At 45.1% G+C, this 16,596-nt stretch carries 19 protein-coding genes and 2 pseudogenes; 5 read left to right on the forward strand and 16 right to left on the reverse strand.

The window, feature by feature from the left end; all coding sequences use genetic code 11:
* Positions 1 to 39: 39 nt before the first annotated feature.
* The 5 genes from MJQ52_RS07980 to MJQ52_RS08000 form a co-directional block, all read right to left on the reverse strand.
* Complete coding sequence (locus MJQ52_RS07980; RefSeq protein WP_094247179.1) at positions 40 to 1,110, reverse strand: sulfate/molybdate ABC transporter ATP-binding protein; 1,071 nt, start codon at positions 1,108 to 1,110, stop codon at positions 40 to 42.
* Between the two features lie 13 nt (positions 1,111 to 1,123).
* Entirely contained in the window at positions 1,124 to 1,996 is an 873-nt protein-coding gene (gene cysW, locus MJQ52_RS07985) for a sulfate ABC transporter permease subunit CysW (RefSeq protein ID WP_094247180.1), read from the reverse strand.
* A gap of 10 nt (positions 1,997 to 2,006) precedes the next feature.
* On the reverse strand, positions 2,007 to 2,843 hold the full coding sequence (gene cysT / locus MJQ52_RS07990) for a sulfate ABC transporter permease subunit CysT (protein WP_060674487.1): 837 nt from the start codon (positions 2,841 to 2,843) through the stop codon (positions 2,007 to 2,009).
* Between the two features lie 15 nt (positions 2,844 to 2,858).
* Entirely contained in the window at positions 2,859 to 3,887 is a 1,029-nt protein-coding gene (locus MJQ52_RS07995; protein WP_063174337.1) for a sulfate ABC transporter substrate-binding protein, read from the reverse strand.
* A 281-nt stretch (positions 3,888 to 4,168) separates the two neighbouring features.
* Complete coding sequence (locus MJQ52_RS08000) at positions 4,169 to 5,035, reverse strand: STAS domain-containing protein (protein ID WP_063174331.1); 867 nt, start codon at positions 5,033 to 5,035, stop codon at positions 4,169 to 4,171.
* A gap of 161 nt (positions 5,036 to 5,196) precedes the next feature.
* Between MJQ52_RS08000 and MJQ52_RS08005 the strand changes: the two genes are divergently transcribed.
* Entirely contained in the window at positions 5,197 to 5,559 is a 363-nt protein-coding gene (locus MJQ52_RS08005; RefSeq protein WP_007408938.1) for a VOC family protein, read from the forward strand.
* A gap of 84 nt (positions 5,560 to 5,643) precedes the next feature.
* Complete coding sequence (gene hmoA / locus MJQ52_RS08010; RefSeq protein WP_003155696.1) at positions 5,644 to 5,970, forward strand: heme-degrading oxygenase HmoA; 327 nt, start codon at positions 5,644 to 5,646, stop codon at positions 5,968 to 5,970.
* 32 nt (positions 5,971 to 6,002) lie between these two features.
* Here hmoA and MJQ52_RS08015 read toward each other — a convergent pair whose 3' ends face one another.
* The 9 genes from MJQ52_RS08015 to MJQ52_RS08055 all read right to left on the reverse strand — a co-directional run bounded on the left by MJQ52_RS08015 (position 6,003) and on the right by MJQ52_RS08055 (position 11,187).
* On the reverse strand, positions 6,003 to 6,692 hold the full coding sequence (locus MJQ52_RS08015) for a YetF domain-containing protein (protein WP_024084984.1): 690 nt from the start codon (positions 6,690 to 6,692) through the stop codon (positions 6,003 to 6,005).
* 113 nt (positions 6,693 to 6,805) lie between these two features.
* Positions 6,806 to 7,084 carry a YesK-like family protein gene (locus tag MJQ52_RS08020; protein WP_017419062.1) on the reverse strand — a complete coding sequence of 93 codons (279 nt, stop codon included), beginning with the start codon at positions 7,082 to 7,084 and terminating at the stop codon, positions 6,806 to 6,808.
* A 30-nt stretch (positions 7,085 to 7,114) separates the two neighbouring features.
* Entirely contained in the window at positions 7,115 to 7,648 is a 534-nt protein-coding gene (locus MJQ52_RS08025) for a GNAT family N-acetyltransferase (RefSeq protein ID WP_060674483.1), read from the reverse strand.
* 88 nt (positions 7,649 to 7,736) lie between these two features.
* Positions 7,737 to 8,306, reverse strand: coding sequence for a spore coat protein CotJC (gene cotJC / locus MJQ52_RS08030; RefSeq protein WP_003155700.1), 570 nt, complete (start codon positions 8,304 to 8,306; stop codon positions 7,737 to 7,739).
* 14 nt (positions 8,307 to 8,320) lie between these two features.
* On the reverse strand, positions 8,321 to 8,584 hold the full coding sequence (gene cotJB / locus MJQ52_RS08035) for a spore coat protein CotJB (RefSeq protein WP_003155702.1): 264 nt from the start codon (positions 8,582 to 8,584) through the stop codon (positions 8,321 to 8,323).
* Positions 8,568 to 8,816: a spore coat-associated protein CotJA gene (cotJA, locus tag MJQ52_RS08040; RefSeq protein WP_003155704.1), complete on the reverse strand. Its 249-nt coding sequence runs from the start codon at positions 8,814 to 8,816 to the stop codon at positions 8,568 to 8,570. Before cotJA ends, cotJB begins: the two co-directional genes overlap by 17 nt.
* Positions 8,817 to 8,949: 133 nt before the next feature.
* Entirely contained in the window at positions 8,950 to 9,819 is an 870-nt protein-coding gene (gene ant(6), locus MJQ52_RS08045) for an aminoglycoside 6-adenylyltransferase (protein WP_434181915.1), read from the reverse strand.
* Between the two features lie 175 nt (positions 9,820 to 9,994).
* Entirely contained in the window at positions 9,995 to 10,288 is a 294-nt protein-coding gene (locus MJQ52_RS08050) for a spore coat protein (RefSeq protein ID WP_115996197.1), read from the reverse strand.
* Between the two features lie 179 nt (positions 10,289 to 10,467).
* On the reverse strand, positions 10,468 to 11,187 hold the full coding sequence (locus MJQ52_RS08055) for a YebC/PmpR family DNA-binding transcriptional regulator (protein WP_003155709.1): 720 nt from the start codon (positions 11,185 to 11,187) through the stop codon (positions 10,468 to 10,470).
* A 297-nt stretch (positions 11,188 to 11,484) separates the two neighbouring features.
* On the opposite strand from MJQ52_RS08055, the pseudogene MJQ52_RS08060 reads away from it, so the two are divergent.
* The 3 genes and pseudogenes from MJQ52_RS08060 to MJQ52_RS08070 all read left to right on the forward strand — a co-directional run.
* Positions 11,485 to 13,488 (forward strand): annotated as a pseudogene (locus MJQ52_RS08060) (T7SS effector LXG polymorphic toxin).
* A 4-nt stretch (positions 13,489 to 13,492) separates the two neighbouring features.
* Complete coding sequence (locus MJQ52_RS08065; protein ID WP_071391416.1) at positions 13,493 to 13,963, forward strand: antitoxin YezG family protein; 471 nt, start codon at positions 13,493 to 13,495, stop codon at positions 13,961 to 13,963.
* A 91-nt stretch (positions 13,964 to 14,054) separates the two neighbouring features.
* Positions 14,055 to 14,306 (forward strand): annotated as a pseudogene (locus MJQ52_RS08070) (TIGR01741 family protein); the annotation flags it as partial.
* A 78-nt stretch (positions 14,307 to 14,384) separates the two neighbouring features.
* Here MJQ52_RS08070 and MJQ52_RS08075 read toward each other — a convergent pair.
* Positions 14,385 to 15,260 (reverse strand): ABC transporter permease, encoded by an 876-nt coding sequence (locus tag MJQ52_RS08075; protein WP_071391415.1) that lies wholly within the window; start codon positions 15,258 to 15,260, stop codon positions 14,385 to 14,387.
* Positions 15,261 to 16,214, reverse strand: a complete 954-nt coding sequence (locus MJQ52_RS08080) for an ABC transporter ATP-binding protein (protein WP_071391414.1) — start codon at positions 16,212 to 16,214, stop codon at positions 15,261 to 15,263.
* Positions 16,215 to 16,596: the final 382 nt, after the last annotated feature.

The raw sequence follows: 16,596 nt of genomic DNA on the forward strand, positions 1-16,596 counted from the left end.
AATTATACTATTATGTTTTCATTCAGAAATCAACAGCATTTACACAATTTTCGGATATGTTTTCTTTGCGAAAACTTTCACTTCCTTCGCTTTGACATAAACCGTGTCGCCGACGCCCGCCCCCAAGGCGTCATATTGCTCTTTTGAGAGCTCAATCTCCAAGTGCTGGCCTGTGTCGGTACGGACGGCTTCCAATCTGACGGACGGTCCGATGGAACGGATATGAGCCGCCTTTGCTTCAAATGAATGCAGACCGGACGGTTTTTTTTCTACAGTAAAATGGTGCGGCCTCACATAAGCGATCCCCTTGTCCTGATCAGCATGCCCGACAGGTATTGCCGCGTTTCCGGTGATCAGCTTTCCTTCCTCCACTCTTCCTTCAAATACGTTGACACTGCCGAGAAAGTCGTACACAAACGGATTTGCGGGGTGATCATACACCTCCTGCGGCGTTCCGATCTGTTCAATTGCACCTTCATTCATAATGACGATGCGGTCGGCCACATCAAGCGCTTCTTCCTGGTCGTGAGTGACGAAAATACTTGTCATGCCGAATTCATCATGAAGCCGTCTGAGCCATTGCCTTAACTCTTTTCTTACTTTGGCGTCAAGCGCGCCGAACGGTTCATCCAACAGCAGAATGTTCGGTTCTACGGCCAAGGCGCGTGCGAGGGCGGCTCTTTGTCTCTGTCCGCCTGACAGCTGCGAGGGATAGCGCTTTTCATAAGGTTCCAGTTTCACAAGCGCCAGAAGCTCTCTCACCTTTTCGGCAATTTCCTTTTTGGCGGGACGCTGCTTTCGCGGACGGACTTTTAATCCGTAGGCGACATTTTCAAAAATCGTCATCTTGCTGAATAACGCATAGTGCTGAAACACAAAACCGACATGTCTGCTTTTTACATGCGTATCCGTCACATCTTGTTTTCCGAACAGGACACGTCCCCCATCCGCCTGCTCGAGGCCGGCAATGACTCTCAATAATGACGTTTTGCCTGAGCCTGACGGGCCGAGAAGCGCAACCAGCTCGCCATTATTGACGTGAAGATTGATATCCCGCAATGCCTGATAGTTTCCGTAATGCTTAGAAATACTGTCGATCGTAATCTCCATAATGACTCCTTCCTCATCCGGCTTTGACAGAACGATAACCGGCTTTCCATTCAATGATGTTTTTCAAAAACAGTGTCATAATCGCAAAAACCGACATGACGGAGGCCGCCGCAAAAGCGGCCGTAAACTGATATTCGTTGTACAAAATTTCGATATGAAGCGGGAGCGTGTTGGTAACACCCCTGATATGACCGGAAACGACTGATACGGCGCCGAATTCGCCGATTGTTCGGGCCGCGCTCAAAATCACCCCGTAGATCAGCCCCCATTTGATATTAGGAAGCGTCACATGCCAGAACGTTCTCCAGCCACCAGCACCAAGGGTAACGGACGCTTCTTCTTCAGCATTTCCTAAGCTTTGCATAAGCGGTATTAATTCCCGGGCGATGAAAGGGAGCGTCACAAACAAGGATGCAAGCACGATTCCCGGGACTGCGAATACGATTTTTATCTGGTGATCAAGTAAAAATGGACCAAGCCAGCCGTGAAGCCCGAACAAAAGGACAAAGATTAAGCCCGCGATTACCGGAGACACGGCAAACGGCAGATCAATCAGTGTCATAAACAGACTTTTCCCCCTGAATTCATATTTGGTCACAGCCCACGCCGCGGCGACGCCGAACAGCGTATTCAGCGGAACCGTGATGAAAACGACGAGGAGCGTCAATTTCATCGCGGCAAGGGAATCCGGATGCGTGACAAAGAGGATATATGCTTCCGCTCCCTTTTTAAAAGCTTCAATAAATATGAATGCAAGCGGCATAATTAAAAATATGGACAAAAAGAGCAGAACTGCTGAGATCAGCACCCATTTCACAACGGGTGATTCCCGTATCTCCCGCTTTGGCACGGCTGTTTTCGCTGTTTTCGCTGTTTCCAGCTGCATGGCATATCCCCTACCTTCCTGCGTATTTTCTCGCGGTGAGCCATTGCAATCCATTGATGATGAATAAAATGAAAAATGTGATGACAAGCATGACTGCCGCAACAGCTGTTGCCCCGGCATAATCGTATTGCTCTAATTTCGTCATAATGATCAGCGGGGAAATCTCGGTTTTAAACGGCATATTGCCCGCGATAAATACAACAGAACCATACTCCCCGAGGGCGCGGGCAAAAGATAATGCGAAACCCGATATAATAGAAGGAAAAAGCTCCGGCAGAATGACCTTTTGGAAGGTTTTCCATTTCGAAGCTCCAAGTGACGCAGATGCTTCTTCCGTTTCCTTTTGGAGATTTTCTAAGACGGGCTGAACCATCCTGACGACAAAAGGCAGCCCGATAAACGTCAATGCGATGACAATGCCGATCGGTGTAAAGGAAATACGGAAAGGAAACAACTGTCCGATCCAGCCGTCCGGTGAATACATTGCCGTTAATGTAATGCCTGCGACGGCGGTCGGCAGCGCAAACGGCAGATCAACCAGGCCGTCAGCCAGCCTTTTCCCCGGAAAGTCATATCTCGTCAGCACCCAGGCGATGACAACGCCGAAAACCGCATTGATCAAAGCGGCGCAGCCCGCCGTCAAGAAGCTCAGCCGATAGGAAGCCGCGGCCCTCGGCTCAGAAATGATATGCCAGACGTCCCCGGGCCCCATTGACATCGTATGAAAAAACACCATGGACAGCGGCACGATAACCAAAACGGCCATATATAAAAATGTAAATCCCATCGTTAATCCGAACCCCGGAATCACGGACGGTTTTGTTTTTTTGAAAAGTAACGTTCTCATACTCGTTTCCTCTTTCTATTTCTCATAGATGCTGTCAAAGGTTCCGCCGTCATTGAAATGGGTTTCCTGCGCTTTTTTCCAGCCGCCGAATTCCTTTTCGACCGTCACCGTTTTAATCTGCGGGAATTGTTTTTCATACTTTTTCAGAACCTCTTTATCGCGGGGCCGGTAAAAATTCTTCGCGGCGATCTCCTGCCCTTTTTTGCTGTAGAGGTAGGACAAATATGCTTCAGCCGCTTTTTTTGTTCCTTTTTTATCGGCGGTTTTGTCGACAACAGAGACAGGAGGCTCAGCCAGAATGCTGATTGAAGGATTGACAATCTCATATTTCTCCTTGCCGAATTCCTTCAGTGTGAGATAGGCCTCATTTTCCCAGGCGATCAGCACATCCCCCATCCCTCTTTCTGTAAAACTGGTCGTGGCTCCGCGCGCCCCTGAATCAAGCACTTCCACATTGCCGTAGAGGTCTTTCATAAACTGTTTGATTTTCGTGTCGTCATGATGATACGTTTCATCGGCATATGCCCATGCCGCTAAATAGTTCCATCTGGCTCCGCCCGATGTTTTCGGATTGGGCGTAATGACCGAAACGTCCTTTTTCACCAAGTCAGCCCAATCAGTGATGTGTTTCGGATTCCCTTTTCTGACTAAGAATACGATGGTTGACGTGTAAGGAGTTGATTGATCCGGCAGACGTGACTGCCAGTTTTGATCAATGAGTCGGGCTTTTTCTGCTATCGAATCAATGTCATAACCTAAAGCAAGCGTTACGACATCAGCGTCGAGTCCGTCTATTACGGATCTGGCCTGCTTCCCCGAACCTCCGTGCGACTGCTGAACGGTTACATCTTGACCCGTTTTCTTTTTCCAGTAGGAAGAAAAGGCCTGATTATACTCTTTATACAGCTCCCGTGTCGGATCATACGATACATTCAGCAGCTGAACGGTCTTTCCGTCTGATGACGCGCTGCCGGACTCAGATTGACAGGCTGACAGCGCCCCTGCCAATAAGATCAATACTAAAAATGCCGCTGTTTTTTTCATGTGCCTGATTTCTCCTCTCTTTTTCCGCATAAAAAAAGGCATATTATCCCCTTTCAAAAAAGGGAAATAATATGCCTTCAGTTGACTGATGGGCAATTATACCGGTATCAGATTTGGGCAGAACGGCCAGCTTTCGTTTGTGTACGATCAGCTATTTGTGCCGGTTCGATGTGTATAAGAATAATTCAAACTATCCCTAGCTGTCAACTAAGTTTTAGAATATTTAAATTGTTTTCCGCTGACAAAAAAAGCGCCCCGCCTCTGGCCGGAGCACCTTTTTTCTATGCTTTTGCTTCCTCGATCACACATGTGACACCCATGCTGGCGAGCGCCTGCTCCAGGGAGCCGTAAGTTTGATACTCTGAAAAATCAAGTCCCAATTGGATAGAAGTCTGTGCCACATCAGGCCGAATGCCGGAAAACACGGTTCTGATGCCGAGGAGAAATAACGTTTTCGACAGCATATACAATTGCTGCGCCACCATCGTATCGACAATGGGCACACCGGACAGATCAATCACAAGGTTTGTGATCCGTTTGGCGACACAGTTTTCCGGCACCGACTCCAAAATCACACGCGCCCGTCTCGTATCAATCGCGCCGATGAGCGGCAGAGTGCCGATCGTATCCGCGATCAAAATAACCGGACAGCTCAATTCGGAAATAAGCTCCTGCTGAGATGACAGCCTCGCGATCATTAATTTCTGAAACTGTTCAGTAAAATCCGTCATCAGCTGATCAAACGAGCCGTTGACAATGTAATTCCAGCGGCGGGCATCCTCATTTGTTACAATGTCCTGATGCTCATCCATAAAACGGGTGACCGCCTCCCAAAAGACAGTTCTTGAATTGCCGATCGCCTCAACGACCTCATGAACCTCCGCGTCTTGCTCCACTCTGCTTTTCGCTACCTGTGCGGCCCATTTTTCTTTGTTATGCTGAAAAACGGCCGGATCTTCCAAAAAAGCGCTTGCGATGACCGTGTTTGTAAAGGTATGCTGCTCGATCAGCAGCCGTTTCATTTCCTCGCTTAATTGATCCGCAGAATAAAAACGCCCTCTCAGCTTCCGTCTCAGCTTAAGCCATTTTTCCGTCAGCTCTGCCGAATGTGTAATAATATAATCATGAAGTAATTGGTCTTTGTTCACTGCCGTCTCCTCTTTCAAGAATATGTACTTTTGTCTAAATTATAAATCGGAATCGCCAATCGCACTAGAGAAATTAAAAAAAGCCGGCACATTAAAGCTTTTGATTGCTTTTTTCGGCAGGAGGATACACTATAAAAGAAATGAAACAGGAGGTCAGTATGATGATCAAAAAAATCGCGACAGTTGCCGTATACACTGATGATCAGCAAAAAGCGAAAACATTCTGGACGGAAAAAGCGGGGTTTGAAACCGTCGCCGAGCATCCGATGGGACCGGGCGCCTTCTGGCTTGAGGTAGCGCCCAAAGGGGCCGCCACTCATTTGGTTATTTATCCGAAATCGATGATGAAAGGGGCCGAGCATATGAAGGCTTCTATCGTATTTGAGTGTGAAGATGTCTTTGCCGCATACGAACAGATGAAAAAGAACGGCATCACCTTTTTAGATGAACCGAAACAAATGGAATGGGGCAGCTTCGTGCAATTTAAAGATGAGGATGGTCATGTCTTTCTCCTGAAATCGTAATCCGTCAGGCATCTCAATTGACTTTGAGAATCATTTTCATTTAAAATGTTGGATAAAGCGTGAAAATGATTGGAGAGCTGCCAGATGTTTGTGCAAATCAGAAAAATGACCGTAAAAGAAGGACATGCCGACAAAGTAATCGAACGCTTCAGTTCAGAAGGCGTGATTGAAAAGCAGGAAGGTTTGATAGACGTAACGGTTCTGGAAAAAAAAGTCCGCCGCGGTGATGAAGAAGTCGTCGTGTTAATCCGCTGGGAGTCTGAAGACCATTGGAAACAATGGGAAAAAAGCGAAGACCACATCGCGGCCCACAAAGCAAACCAAGGCAAGCCGAAACCTGATTATATGCTTGGAACGGATGTCGGTATGTATCATGTCAGAGCCGTTAAAACAGGCGTACACGAAAAATAATAAAGAGCATTTGCCCCAGGGCAATGCTCTTTTTATTTTTTCTCCTCATACGGCAGGACAAACAGCGGTTTATCGGGCTTCCATTCCGCATACAGCACGTCCTCCGTTTTTTTGATGTTCAGCTTTTTCAGCTCCTGATTCAGCTGCTTTTCTTCCAGCCCGGCTTCTTTCAGATTTTCATACAGCACTTCGCCGTCAATAATCAGCGTGACCGGCAAAGAGACCTGCTTCGGCTTTATTTGCATGTCGCCGTTTTTCGTCGTGTCATATTGGAATTTCGGCAGGACGCTGACCATCCCGTTTGTTTCTAAAATCGCGTACTCCGCTTCCTGTATGGAAAAGCAATTCGCCTGTCTGAGAAGGCTTTGCAATTGATTAATGTCCAGCTTATTCTTTTTCAGCACATCATATTTCAGTTTTCCTTTATGGATGATAATACTCGGCTCGCCTTCCAACAGCTTTCTGGAGCTTTTTACTTTCTGCGTAATCAGTTCGATGAGATAAATTAAAACCCCCCATAACAGAGAAGCAAAAATGATTTCAATAATCCTGACGCCTTTATCATACACCGCATTTCCGACCAGTTCGCCGAGGATGAGCGCGGAAATAAAATCAAACGGCGTAATTTGCGAGAATTGAGTTTTTCCAAGCAATTTTAAAATCACAAATAAAATACCCAAACCGCATACTAACTCCCAAGCCACTGTAAGTAAATGTCCCATATTCGCACCTTCTTCTTAAAAGTCATTACCATTATGGACATCCGCCTGTTTTCTATACAGCGGCCGGCAATACACAAAAAAACGCAGCCGAGGCCGCGTTTTTTCACTTCTGCTTACTGTTTTTGATTCGATCTGACGACCCGTAAGCACACCTCAGCGGCATAACCGGCTGCCGCTCCGGAACCGGCAAACATCGCGGCAAGCCCTAAGCCCATTCCTTCCCAGCCGCCGACACCGAAAATGCTGTAAACAACCGTACCGAAAGCAGTCAGGCCCAGCACCGCCAAAAGGCACTCAGGCCACATCTTTTTCGGCCATTTCTTACGGAGCACAGCCGATACGGCAAAGTTAAGACAAAATGCGGCCAGACAGATCAGATAAAAAAACCCCATGTCTTTTGCACCTCCGTCATAAGGAGCTTTTTATTTACTCACCTTTTTTTCAAACAAATGATAACCCGGCGCGAGCCCTTTTGATTCGTAACCCATTCCGCTGTAAAACGACTGAAGCGCCTTGTTTTCGGCCACGCAGTCGAGCCGGATTTTCGTTTTTCCCGGACAAGACACACCCGTCTCCGCCCAAGTCATGATTGTCCGGCCGAGCCCCGCGCCTGCAAACCGCCTGTTAATCGCCAGCCGGTGGAGATATACGGACTCCTCATGTCCTTCATCGCCCCATAGACGTCTGTCCCACCCGCTTGCTTCGGGAAGCAGCATGACGACGCCTGCCAGCTCTTCATTCTGCCTGAATAAAAAAACATACCCTTTGGCGATCGCCTCCCGCATATTGTGGGTATCTTCCCCTTGCAGAAGGCCGCTCCACTGGTTCGACCCTTTATCGCGAAGCCATTCTGCCGCTTGCACGAGCAGATCCATAACCTCTTCTTCATCATCCTTCCGGGCGGAGGTGACCCGGAATGCCCCCGCCTTCTCCTCCGTAATCGTAAATGGTGTCATAAAATCCTCCTGTAATCAGAATATTCGACACCTTTATTATAGACCAAACGCAGAAAGGAAAAAAACAGCCGTCATGTTTGAGGGCCGTTTAAAAAATTTTCTTCTTATCACGTTCTTCTTTTAAAATCTCAACCGCTTCCCTGAAACGCATAGAGTGAACGATTTCACGCTCACGCAGAAAACGGAGTGAATCATTCAGGTCAGGATCATCGGAAATATCAATAATCCATTGATACGTCGCTCTCGCCTTTTCTTCAGCCGCAATATCCTCATATAAATCAGCAATCGGATCTCCCTTCGCCTGTATGTAAGACGCTGTGAACGGAACTCCGGCCGCATTGTGATAAAACAGCGCGCTGTCATGGTTGACGTAATGATCACTGAGCCCTGCATCACGCAGCTGCTCCGGTGTCGCATCTTTTGTCAGCTTATAAATCATCGTCGCAATCATTTCTAAATGCGCAAACTCCTCCGTGCCGATATCCGTCAGCAGGCCGATCACCTTATCAGGAATCGTGTAGCGCTGGTTTAAGTACCGGAGCGCTGCGGCCAATTCGCCGTCCGCCCCGCCGTATTGTTCAATGAGAAACTTAGCCAGCATCGGGTTGCATGTACTCACTTTAACCGGATACTGCAGCTTTTTTTCATATACCCACATTTACAGATCCCTCCTTATACTTGCCATGGCCAAGGACCGCGGCCCCAGTCCCATTGAGCGCCGGCCTGACTCACGCCGAATTGCAGAAGCGGTCCGTACTCAGGTTCAAACCGTTTTCTCAGCTGCCTTGAGTACCGGGAATATTCATGAAACTGCTGAAGCGCGAGACGGTCATGGGGATGCGTATCCAGATAAAGCGTCAGCTCCACCAAGACAAAGTCCGCCGCCTGGATTTGTTCCAGCAGCCGATAGTATTCATCATCAATCTTTTTCGCCATATTCGATTCCCCCCCGATAAGGATTATCATAGAAATCGTAAAGATCCTTCCAAAGGGTTCCTTTTCTCAATGCCTCCATCGGAGAAAACTGCTCCAAGTGATACGGCTGAAACCGCATATAAAGATGCGGCGGCGTTCTGTAGTATTTTCTTCCGATCGGCGGGCAGGGATCAAACCGGCTGTGGAAGGGTTTATAGGATTTGACCGGTGTAAACGGCTGATTTTCTTTCATTACGATCCTCCTTTCCTAAACACATGACCTTAATAGGTATGAATCCGTATCGGCATTTATGCCCTGTAAGAAAATAAAAAAGCCCGTTAAAAACGGACTCAATGCAGCTCATCTGGAATTTGAAGTAAAAAAATCATAATGAAAAATCTGATTGAAAGCGCTGATAATGTTTAATTGTATATTCCGTAATTTGCTGATCATATTCAGGATATTCATATCTCAATAAAACAGCCACTGACGTTGAATATGCTCTGAAGAGATCCTGGCAGTCAAACAATGCCTTCCACACGCTTTCATACGTATTGCCGACATAAGTATTCAGCAGAATTTCCCAATCTTTCGCATTCATGTATTGTTGAATATACTTATAATTCTTCCCTACACTTAATGAAAACTGATGCTCTATCCCGATATTCCACGCAATCATACGCAAAACATTAGGCCTTAAAATGTCATTCATATGATCCAGCGCAAACAGTATTTCTTTACGCATTAATCCTTTAATCACATAGGTTGAAACCATCCAAAATTCATTGCAGCAATCATCAAACTCTCCGGGGGTCGGTTTCTTTATATGATATTGTTCATCACTCGCAATAATCTTATGGTTGATTCTGTCATCCTTGTCTAATACTATTTCCGCCAAACCATCACTCTGTGTAAAATAATCCTCTGTTTGACTCAGAGGGATCAAAGTTAAGTCGATTTTATGATGATCTTTAAAAAGCATGAGATAGGAGAACCAGTCTCCGAGTTCCGGAGGGAAAAGTTCCATATCTTCAGGTTTTTGCATCATCATTCTTTCGCCAAACTGATCCAGCCAGCTTTCGTCAGATGTGAAAGAGTCCATATCGGTCACAAAATAAGAAATATCATAGTCTTGAAATTTGTCTCTCGGTACATTTTTATTGGTTCTTGATCCCTCTAAAGTGACAAGACGGATTCTCTCGTCCTTCATCGCAATATCAAGAATCAATTTCATCATTTCGTCTTCACTTCTCACATGTAAAACCTCCCGATAAAGAGTTTTTACAGATCATGCTTTTCAGTTTATAAACAACTTGCTCATGATTTACAGAAATGTCATATGTACTTGATGATTTTGCTCCAATCGTAACACAGCTGCAAGAACATGAGAAGAGCACTCTTGCTGTTCCAAGAGTGCTTTTCCCGAATGGTCAGATAAATTGGCTGTCCCGATGATGATGGTGATGGAACGGGTAGCCGCCGTAGCCTCCGCCATAGCCGCCAAAACCGTACCCCGGATATCCTCCGAAGCCGCCGTAGCCGCCAAAACCGCCGTAACCGCCAAAACCGTATCCCGGGTAGCCGTAGCCTCCGCCGAAACCGTATCCCGGATATCCTCCGAAGCCGCCGTAGCCACCGTAGCCTCCGTAGCCGCCAAAACCGTACCCCGGGTAGCCTCCGTAGCCTCCATAGCCGCCGCCGTAAATCGGTCTTCTTTCATTCATGATTTATCGCTCCTTCACATAGGTTACAGTCCAGTTTATGACATGCGGAAGGAAACGTATGGGCATCCGCCCAGTTTTGGTGAAATAATCAATAATTGCTTACGGAGAAATACGATACAGGCCGGCCGCATAAGCAAAATAAAAAGGCCGGAACTTATGCCGTCCCGGCCTTTTTGTCTTTATTCGCCTAAATCCACATTGTGATAAACCTGCTGTACGTCTTCGAGGTCTTCCAGCACATCGATCAGCTTTTCAAATTGAGCTTTCGCATCTTCCGGAAGCTCGACTTCATTTTGCGCAAGCATCGTCAGCTCCGCAACCGTGAACTCTTCAACGCCGGCATTTTTGAATGCCTCCTGTACGGCATGGAATTGATCAGGCTCGGCATATACGATAACACTGTCATCCTCTTCTAAAATATCGCGCACGTCCACATCAGCTTCCATCAGCAATTCCAGCGCTTCATCCGCCGTCTTGCCTTCAACGCCGATAACGGCGGTCGCATCAAACATGTAAGCGACAGACCCGCTCACACCCATATTTCCGCCGTTTTTCCCGAATGCGGCACGCACTTCAGGCGCCGTGCGGTTTACATTATTCGTTAACGCATCAACGATGATCATTGAACCGTTCGGCCCGAAACCTTCGTAACGCAGCTCGTCAAAGTTCTCCTCCGCGCCGCCTTTCGCCTTTTCAATCGCACGCTCAATAATATTTTTCGGCACACTGTACGTCTTTGCGCGCTCAAGCACCACTTTTAACGCCTGGTTCGATTCCGGATCTGGCTCGCCTTGTTTTGCCGCCACATAAATCTCACGGCCGAACTTCGCGTAAATCCGGCTCGTATTTGCGTCCTTTGATGCTTTCTTTTCTTTAATATTGTTCCACTTACGGCCCATTTTGTTCCACTCTCTTTCACGAATTGAATCTGTATGATAAATACTCTGCTTCTATTATACCTCAGCGGTTGGGTTGTTTCGAGTGTAAGACATTAGAAAAAACAGGCACGCTTAAAATCACCGGAGCGCAGTAAGCCGAATTTGAGGATTATTGTACAAAACATAAAAAAGCCCCTTCATACAGGAAGGAAGTCGCAAGCCAAAAGATTCATTTTATTCTTATTACCTATTTCCTACACTGTATATCCTGACTCCCGTGGTAAAATTTTGATATCGAACAAAAGAAAGGATATGGTCATGAAAGTTTTCGAAGCAACCACCCTCCTGGCCGCCGCCAAACAGCGCGCGGGTGAATACAAAAAACTGCGCGGCTAGATGGTTAATCTGAAAAAAGCGTTTCAAGGCATGGCTGACCTCGGTGACGGCGATTTCTCTGGTCGGGGCGCAGATAACATCAAAGCCTTTTTCCAGGACCACGCCGGCGTCACAGACAGCTGGCTTGATCTGATCGACATGAAAATCGCATTTCTCACAAGCCTTCCCGGCAAGGTCGAAGATGCCGGACTTTCCAGTTCGCATGTGGAGGAATCTTTCCTGGAGCATGAACTCACCCACGCCCTCAGTAAATCAAAGGCGATTATGGAAGGGCAAAAAAAGGACATGGGGTCCATCCTCAGAGAGATCGAAGACATCATCTCGCTTGATCTGTTTTCAACGGAAAGCACGGATCAGAAGCTGTCTTCAGCTGACAAAAAAAGAAGCGAAACCATACATAAGCTCGGCAAGCTTGATCACGATCTAACGAAAGAATACGCAGAAACGGAAGCGAACGAACAGTTCATCCAAGCTGACTTCCAGCAGCTTCAAAACGCCACGGGCAAAGGAAAAAGCGCCACGCCGCTTCACTACAACGCCAAGGCGTACCGTGAAAGCGACATCCATAAGAAAAAAGGCGAGATTGCAAGACATTCGGATGCTTATTTGAAGATGAAGAAAGAGGAAGCGAAGGAACGAGAGATTGAAAAACTGAAAGAAAGACTGAAAAACTACGATTATGCGAATGCTGATGAATTCTACTCAATGGCCAAAACAATCGGCTATAAAAACCTGACAAAAGAACAGCAGCGCTACTTCACTCAAATTGAAAACACGCGTGAACTTACAGACGGTTTCAAAGGCGTTGCCGTCGGCCTTTATGATTCCGGAAAAGACGCGGTCACTGGCCTATGGGATATGGTCACAGATCCGGGCGGAACGGTTGAAGCCATTACAGGAGCGGTGGCTCACCCGATCAAGACGTATGAAGCCATTTCAGCGGCAATCGAAGAATCGTACCAAAAAGACATGGTGAATGGCGACACCTACTCCAGAGCAAGATGGGTGTCATATGCAGTGGGCACCGTTGTGACATCAGTTGTCGGCACAAAAGGCGTCGGCGCCGTCTCAAAAACAGGCACAGCCGCCAAAGTGACAACCAAAGTCAAAACAGCAGCAAGCAAATCCGCCGCAGCACAAAAAGTGATAACGGTCTCAAAACAAACCGTTGATCACATCAAACAAAAAGTAAACACAAGCATGGAAGTATCAAAAAAACGTGTCAAAACCAAGTTAAATCAAATTGGAGATCTCACCCTGGCTGATATTCTCCCCTATCATCCGCGTCACGACTTAGTGCCGGCAGGCGTTCCTTACAACGCAGTCAACGGGGTCACACTTAAAGAGGGACTGCAGAAATTCGCCAAGGTCATCCTGCCGAAACCGTACGGAACCTCCGCAAGCGGCAGACGGACACCGGCACCGCATGTACCGCCGGTAACGGTCAAATACGGCGAGCATTTTGCGAAATGGACCAGAAAGAAAGTATTGAAGCCGAATGTCATTTACAAAACAAAAGAAGGCTACACGTACACCACTGACAACTATGGTAGAATTACAAGTGTCAAAGCAGACTTGCAGCTGGGAGAAGCAAAACGCAACCAATATGCGCAATCAAAAGCAGGTAAACCAGACCGTCTGACAGATGACGACGGAGGCCACCTAATCGCCACCCAATTCAAAGGCTCAGGCCAATTCGACAACATCGTGCCTATGAATTCTCAGATTAATAGGAGCGGCGGGAAATGGTATGAGATGGAGCAGGAGTGGGCAAAGGCTCTTAAAGAAGAACCTCCTAAAAGAGTTAATGTTAACATAGAATCTCTATATAAAGGTGACTCTTTAAGACCCACAAAATTCATAATCGAATATACGATTGGCAATAAAACAAAATTCGTGACAATAAAAAACCAAGCTGGAGGTTAAACCTATGGAAACTGAGAAAATGGGACAGTTATATCAACAAATAGCAGAACAGCTTAATGAAATGATTCCATCTGAATGGACAAAAATCATTCTTTATGCGGAAATATTAGATGATTCATCAGAAGTTTACTTTTTCTTCAATACACCACAAAGTGAAGAGAATATCTATTCTCATGATATACCGAAACAATTCGATGTTAGTAAAAAAATATACGTGAGTTTATTAATTGAACTTCAAGAGTTATTCGAGGAGTTAAGAGAAGAATTTAAAGCAAACAACCAAGATATTTGGACCAATTTAACGCTCAAACTAGAGAATACTGGAAAATTCTCAATAGACTACGATTATACCGATGTCATCGCCTCAAACTTAAACGGTACTCAACGGCAAGTAGTATGGGAATATAAAAATTTAGGGATTTTGCCTGAAGATGAGAACGATAAAGAATTTGTAATAAGCTACTTCGGTCTATAAATCAATAATGGCTCAGCACTTTACTGCTGGGCTGTTTTTTATAACTAAGATCTCTCGACAATAGGAGTTTAAAAGGTTGGAAACTAAAAAAATGCAAGATCTGTACCAGATTATTTGTGATAAATTAAATGACATCATACCTTGTGGATGGACAAAAATATATCTTTATGCAGAAGTATTAGCTGACTCTACCATGGTTCTCTTTCACTTCAAGACACCAAAAAAACGTCAACTGATTTATTCGCAAGATCTACCAGCCTGATACGGTGTAAATAAAGATATCTTCAACACTTTTTTAAGAGAAATCCGAGAACTTTTTGAGGAATTAAGAATTGAGCACAAAAGAATAATAATAAACAAAACAGGCAGCATCCAGTAAACGGATGCTGCCTGTTACATCGTTATGTATCGTCTGAAGAAGTCATTTATTTTGTTTTTTAAATATGAAAATAGATATGACGGTAAATATGATGGCTGTAATGACAATGACCCACAAGCTCGCAGCCGTACTGATAAAATGGCCGTTTAACTTGTAGACGATCCCGTAATGCTTTTCATATTCCTGTATTTGGTCCGCAGAAGCATGTTTAAATACTTTATCAACTGAGTCTGTCATAAACGCTTTTCTGAACAGAACGGCGGTGTGGCTGATAGGGAAATACATAATAATCTTCTGCACAAACACCGGTACGCCGCCGATCGGCACATATACTCCGCATAAAAAACCGATGGCTGTTCCGACAATTGTACTTAACGTCGAAAATGCATTTTGTGTGTGAATAAACAGCGTTAAAAATAAATTTATGGAACTTGAGAGTGCAACTGAAAGAATAATGATCCCCAATACTTCAAGTATATCTGTACCGCTTAAAAGCTTGCTGCCTGTTGAAACGAGAAAAATTTCACAGCCTAAAAAGGCGATGAAAGAAAAGATCAAGCCGATGACAAATGAATGAATGACATAGCTCAATTGGATGGTCGCCCTTGATAAAGGAGCTGTTAAAAAGTCATACGTTCTCTTGCTTTCTTTATCTTTCACCATAATTCCGAAAGCGCCTAAAGTCGTTGTCACAGCTGTAATGGACAGCAATCCCGCCACCATCCATTCGTTCACCATTGCTTTGGGATCATCTGTCGAAGCGACCAGGGCCTTAATAGCGTCCAGCTGTGTCTGCTGTAAGAACACGGCATATAACAGAATGACGATAAATACTGACAGCAAAGAAAGAAGCAAAAGCGTTCGATCACGGAAGTATATTTTTATATTTCTGCTGATTAAACTGGATAAAGACTTCATTTATGCAATGCTCCCCTTTACTGGCAAACTGCTTCCTTGTTCTTCGATAATATGGATAAACACATCATCCATATTTCCTTTAATCACCTCGAAAGATTCAATTTTTCCTTCAAGACCTTTCAAAATGTCCAGCGCATGGAGAGTAGACTCAACACGAAGGGAATAAATAGAGTTTTTAACCGTAAAATCCAGTTGTTTATTTTCAAACCATGCAGTCGGATCAACGCCTTGCTTAAACATCATGTGCAGACTGTCAAACGCATATTGATCTTTCAGCTGACTCGGTGTACCCTCTGCGATCAGACGTCCTTCTTTGATGACCACAACGTTATCAGCCACAGCGGCCTCCTCCATGTAATGGGTCGTTAAAAAGATCGTCATGTTTGTTTCTTCCTGCAGCCTTTTAATCGCATTCCAAACAAATACTCTCGTTTGCGGATCAAGACCTGTAGTAGGCTCATCTAAAAATAATATAGTTGGTTTATGGATGATGGCACGGGCAATATCCGCTCTTCTTCTTTGTCCGCCTGACAAATCGCTGTATTTTTTCTCCTTAATATCATCCAATTTTAAATAGTCTGTTACAAACTGATAGTTCTCTTGCACTTGTACCTTGCTTAAATGATAATATTGTCCGCGGTTCATGATATTTTCATAAACGGTCAATCGTTCATCCAAAATGCTCTCTTGGAAAACAACTCCGATCTTTTTGCGGATATGATTATTCTCTTTTCCCTCACCAAGCGTATAACCGTCTATTACCACTTTTCCGGATGTCTTTTTAATCAGCGTACAGAGAATATCGATAGTGGTCGATTTCCCTGCACCGTTCGTTCCCAGAAATGCAAACAGCTCTCCGCGTTTGACAGAAAAGGATACCCCTTTCACTGCTTCAAATGATCCATATTTTTTGCGCAGATCGGTTACTGTAATAATGTCTTGTTCTTCTCCCATTCTGTTCACCTCGAAAAGTAAGATTCTATACCGTTGTTCACTAACTTTATATCGTCATTCCCGCCAGGATTTTCTCATTTTTATCCAAATTTATTATCTACTTATAAATAATTATCTTGATTATGAAGATATACGTACATAAAAAGACTTCTTAAAAGAAGCCTTTTATCGTTTTACGTTAATATTATGCTTTCATTCCCCAAGTCATTAACAATCGCCACTTTGTTAAGAAGCTTTGTAAGGATCTCCTACACAAATAGATTTTTCTTTTCCTGCAAAAACGGTAGAAATTTTAGTCGCATTCGTTAAAAAGCCTTTAACAGTTATCGCAAAATCTTGCCCTCCCTGCTTTTTAAAGGTACAAGATCATAGCGTGATGTTT

The sequence above is a fragment of the Bacillus sp. jun7 genome (assembly GCF_051034795.1).
In the GTDB taxonomy this organism is placed as follows: Bacteria; Bacillota; Bacilli; order Bacillales; family Bacillaceae; genus Bacillus; species Bacillus velezensis.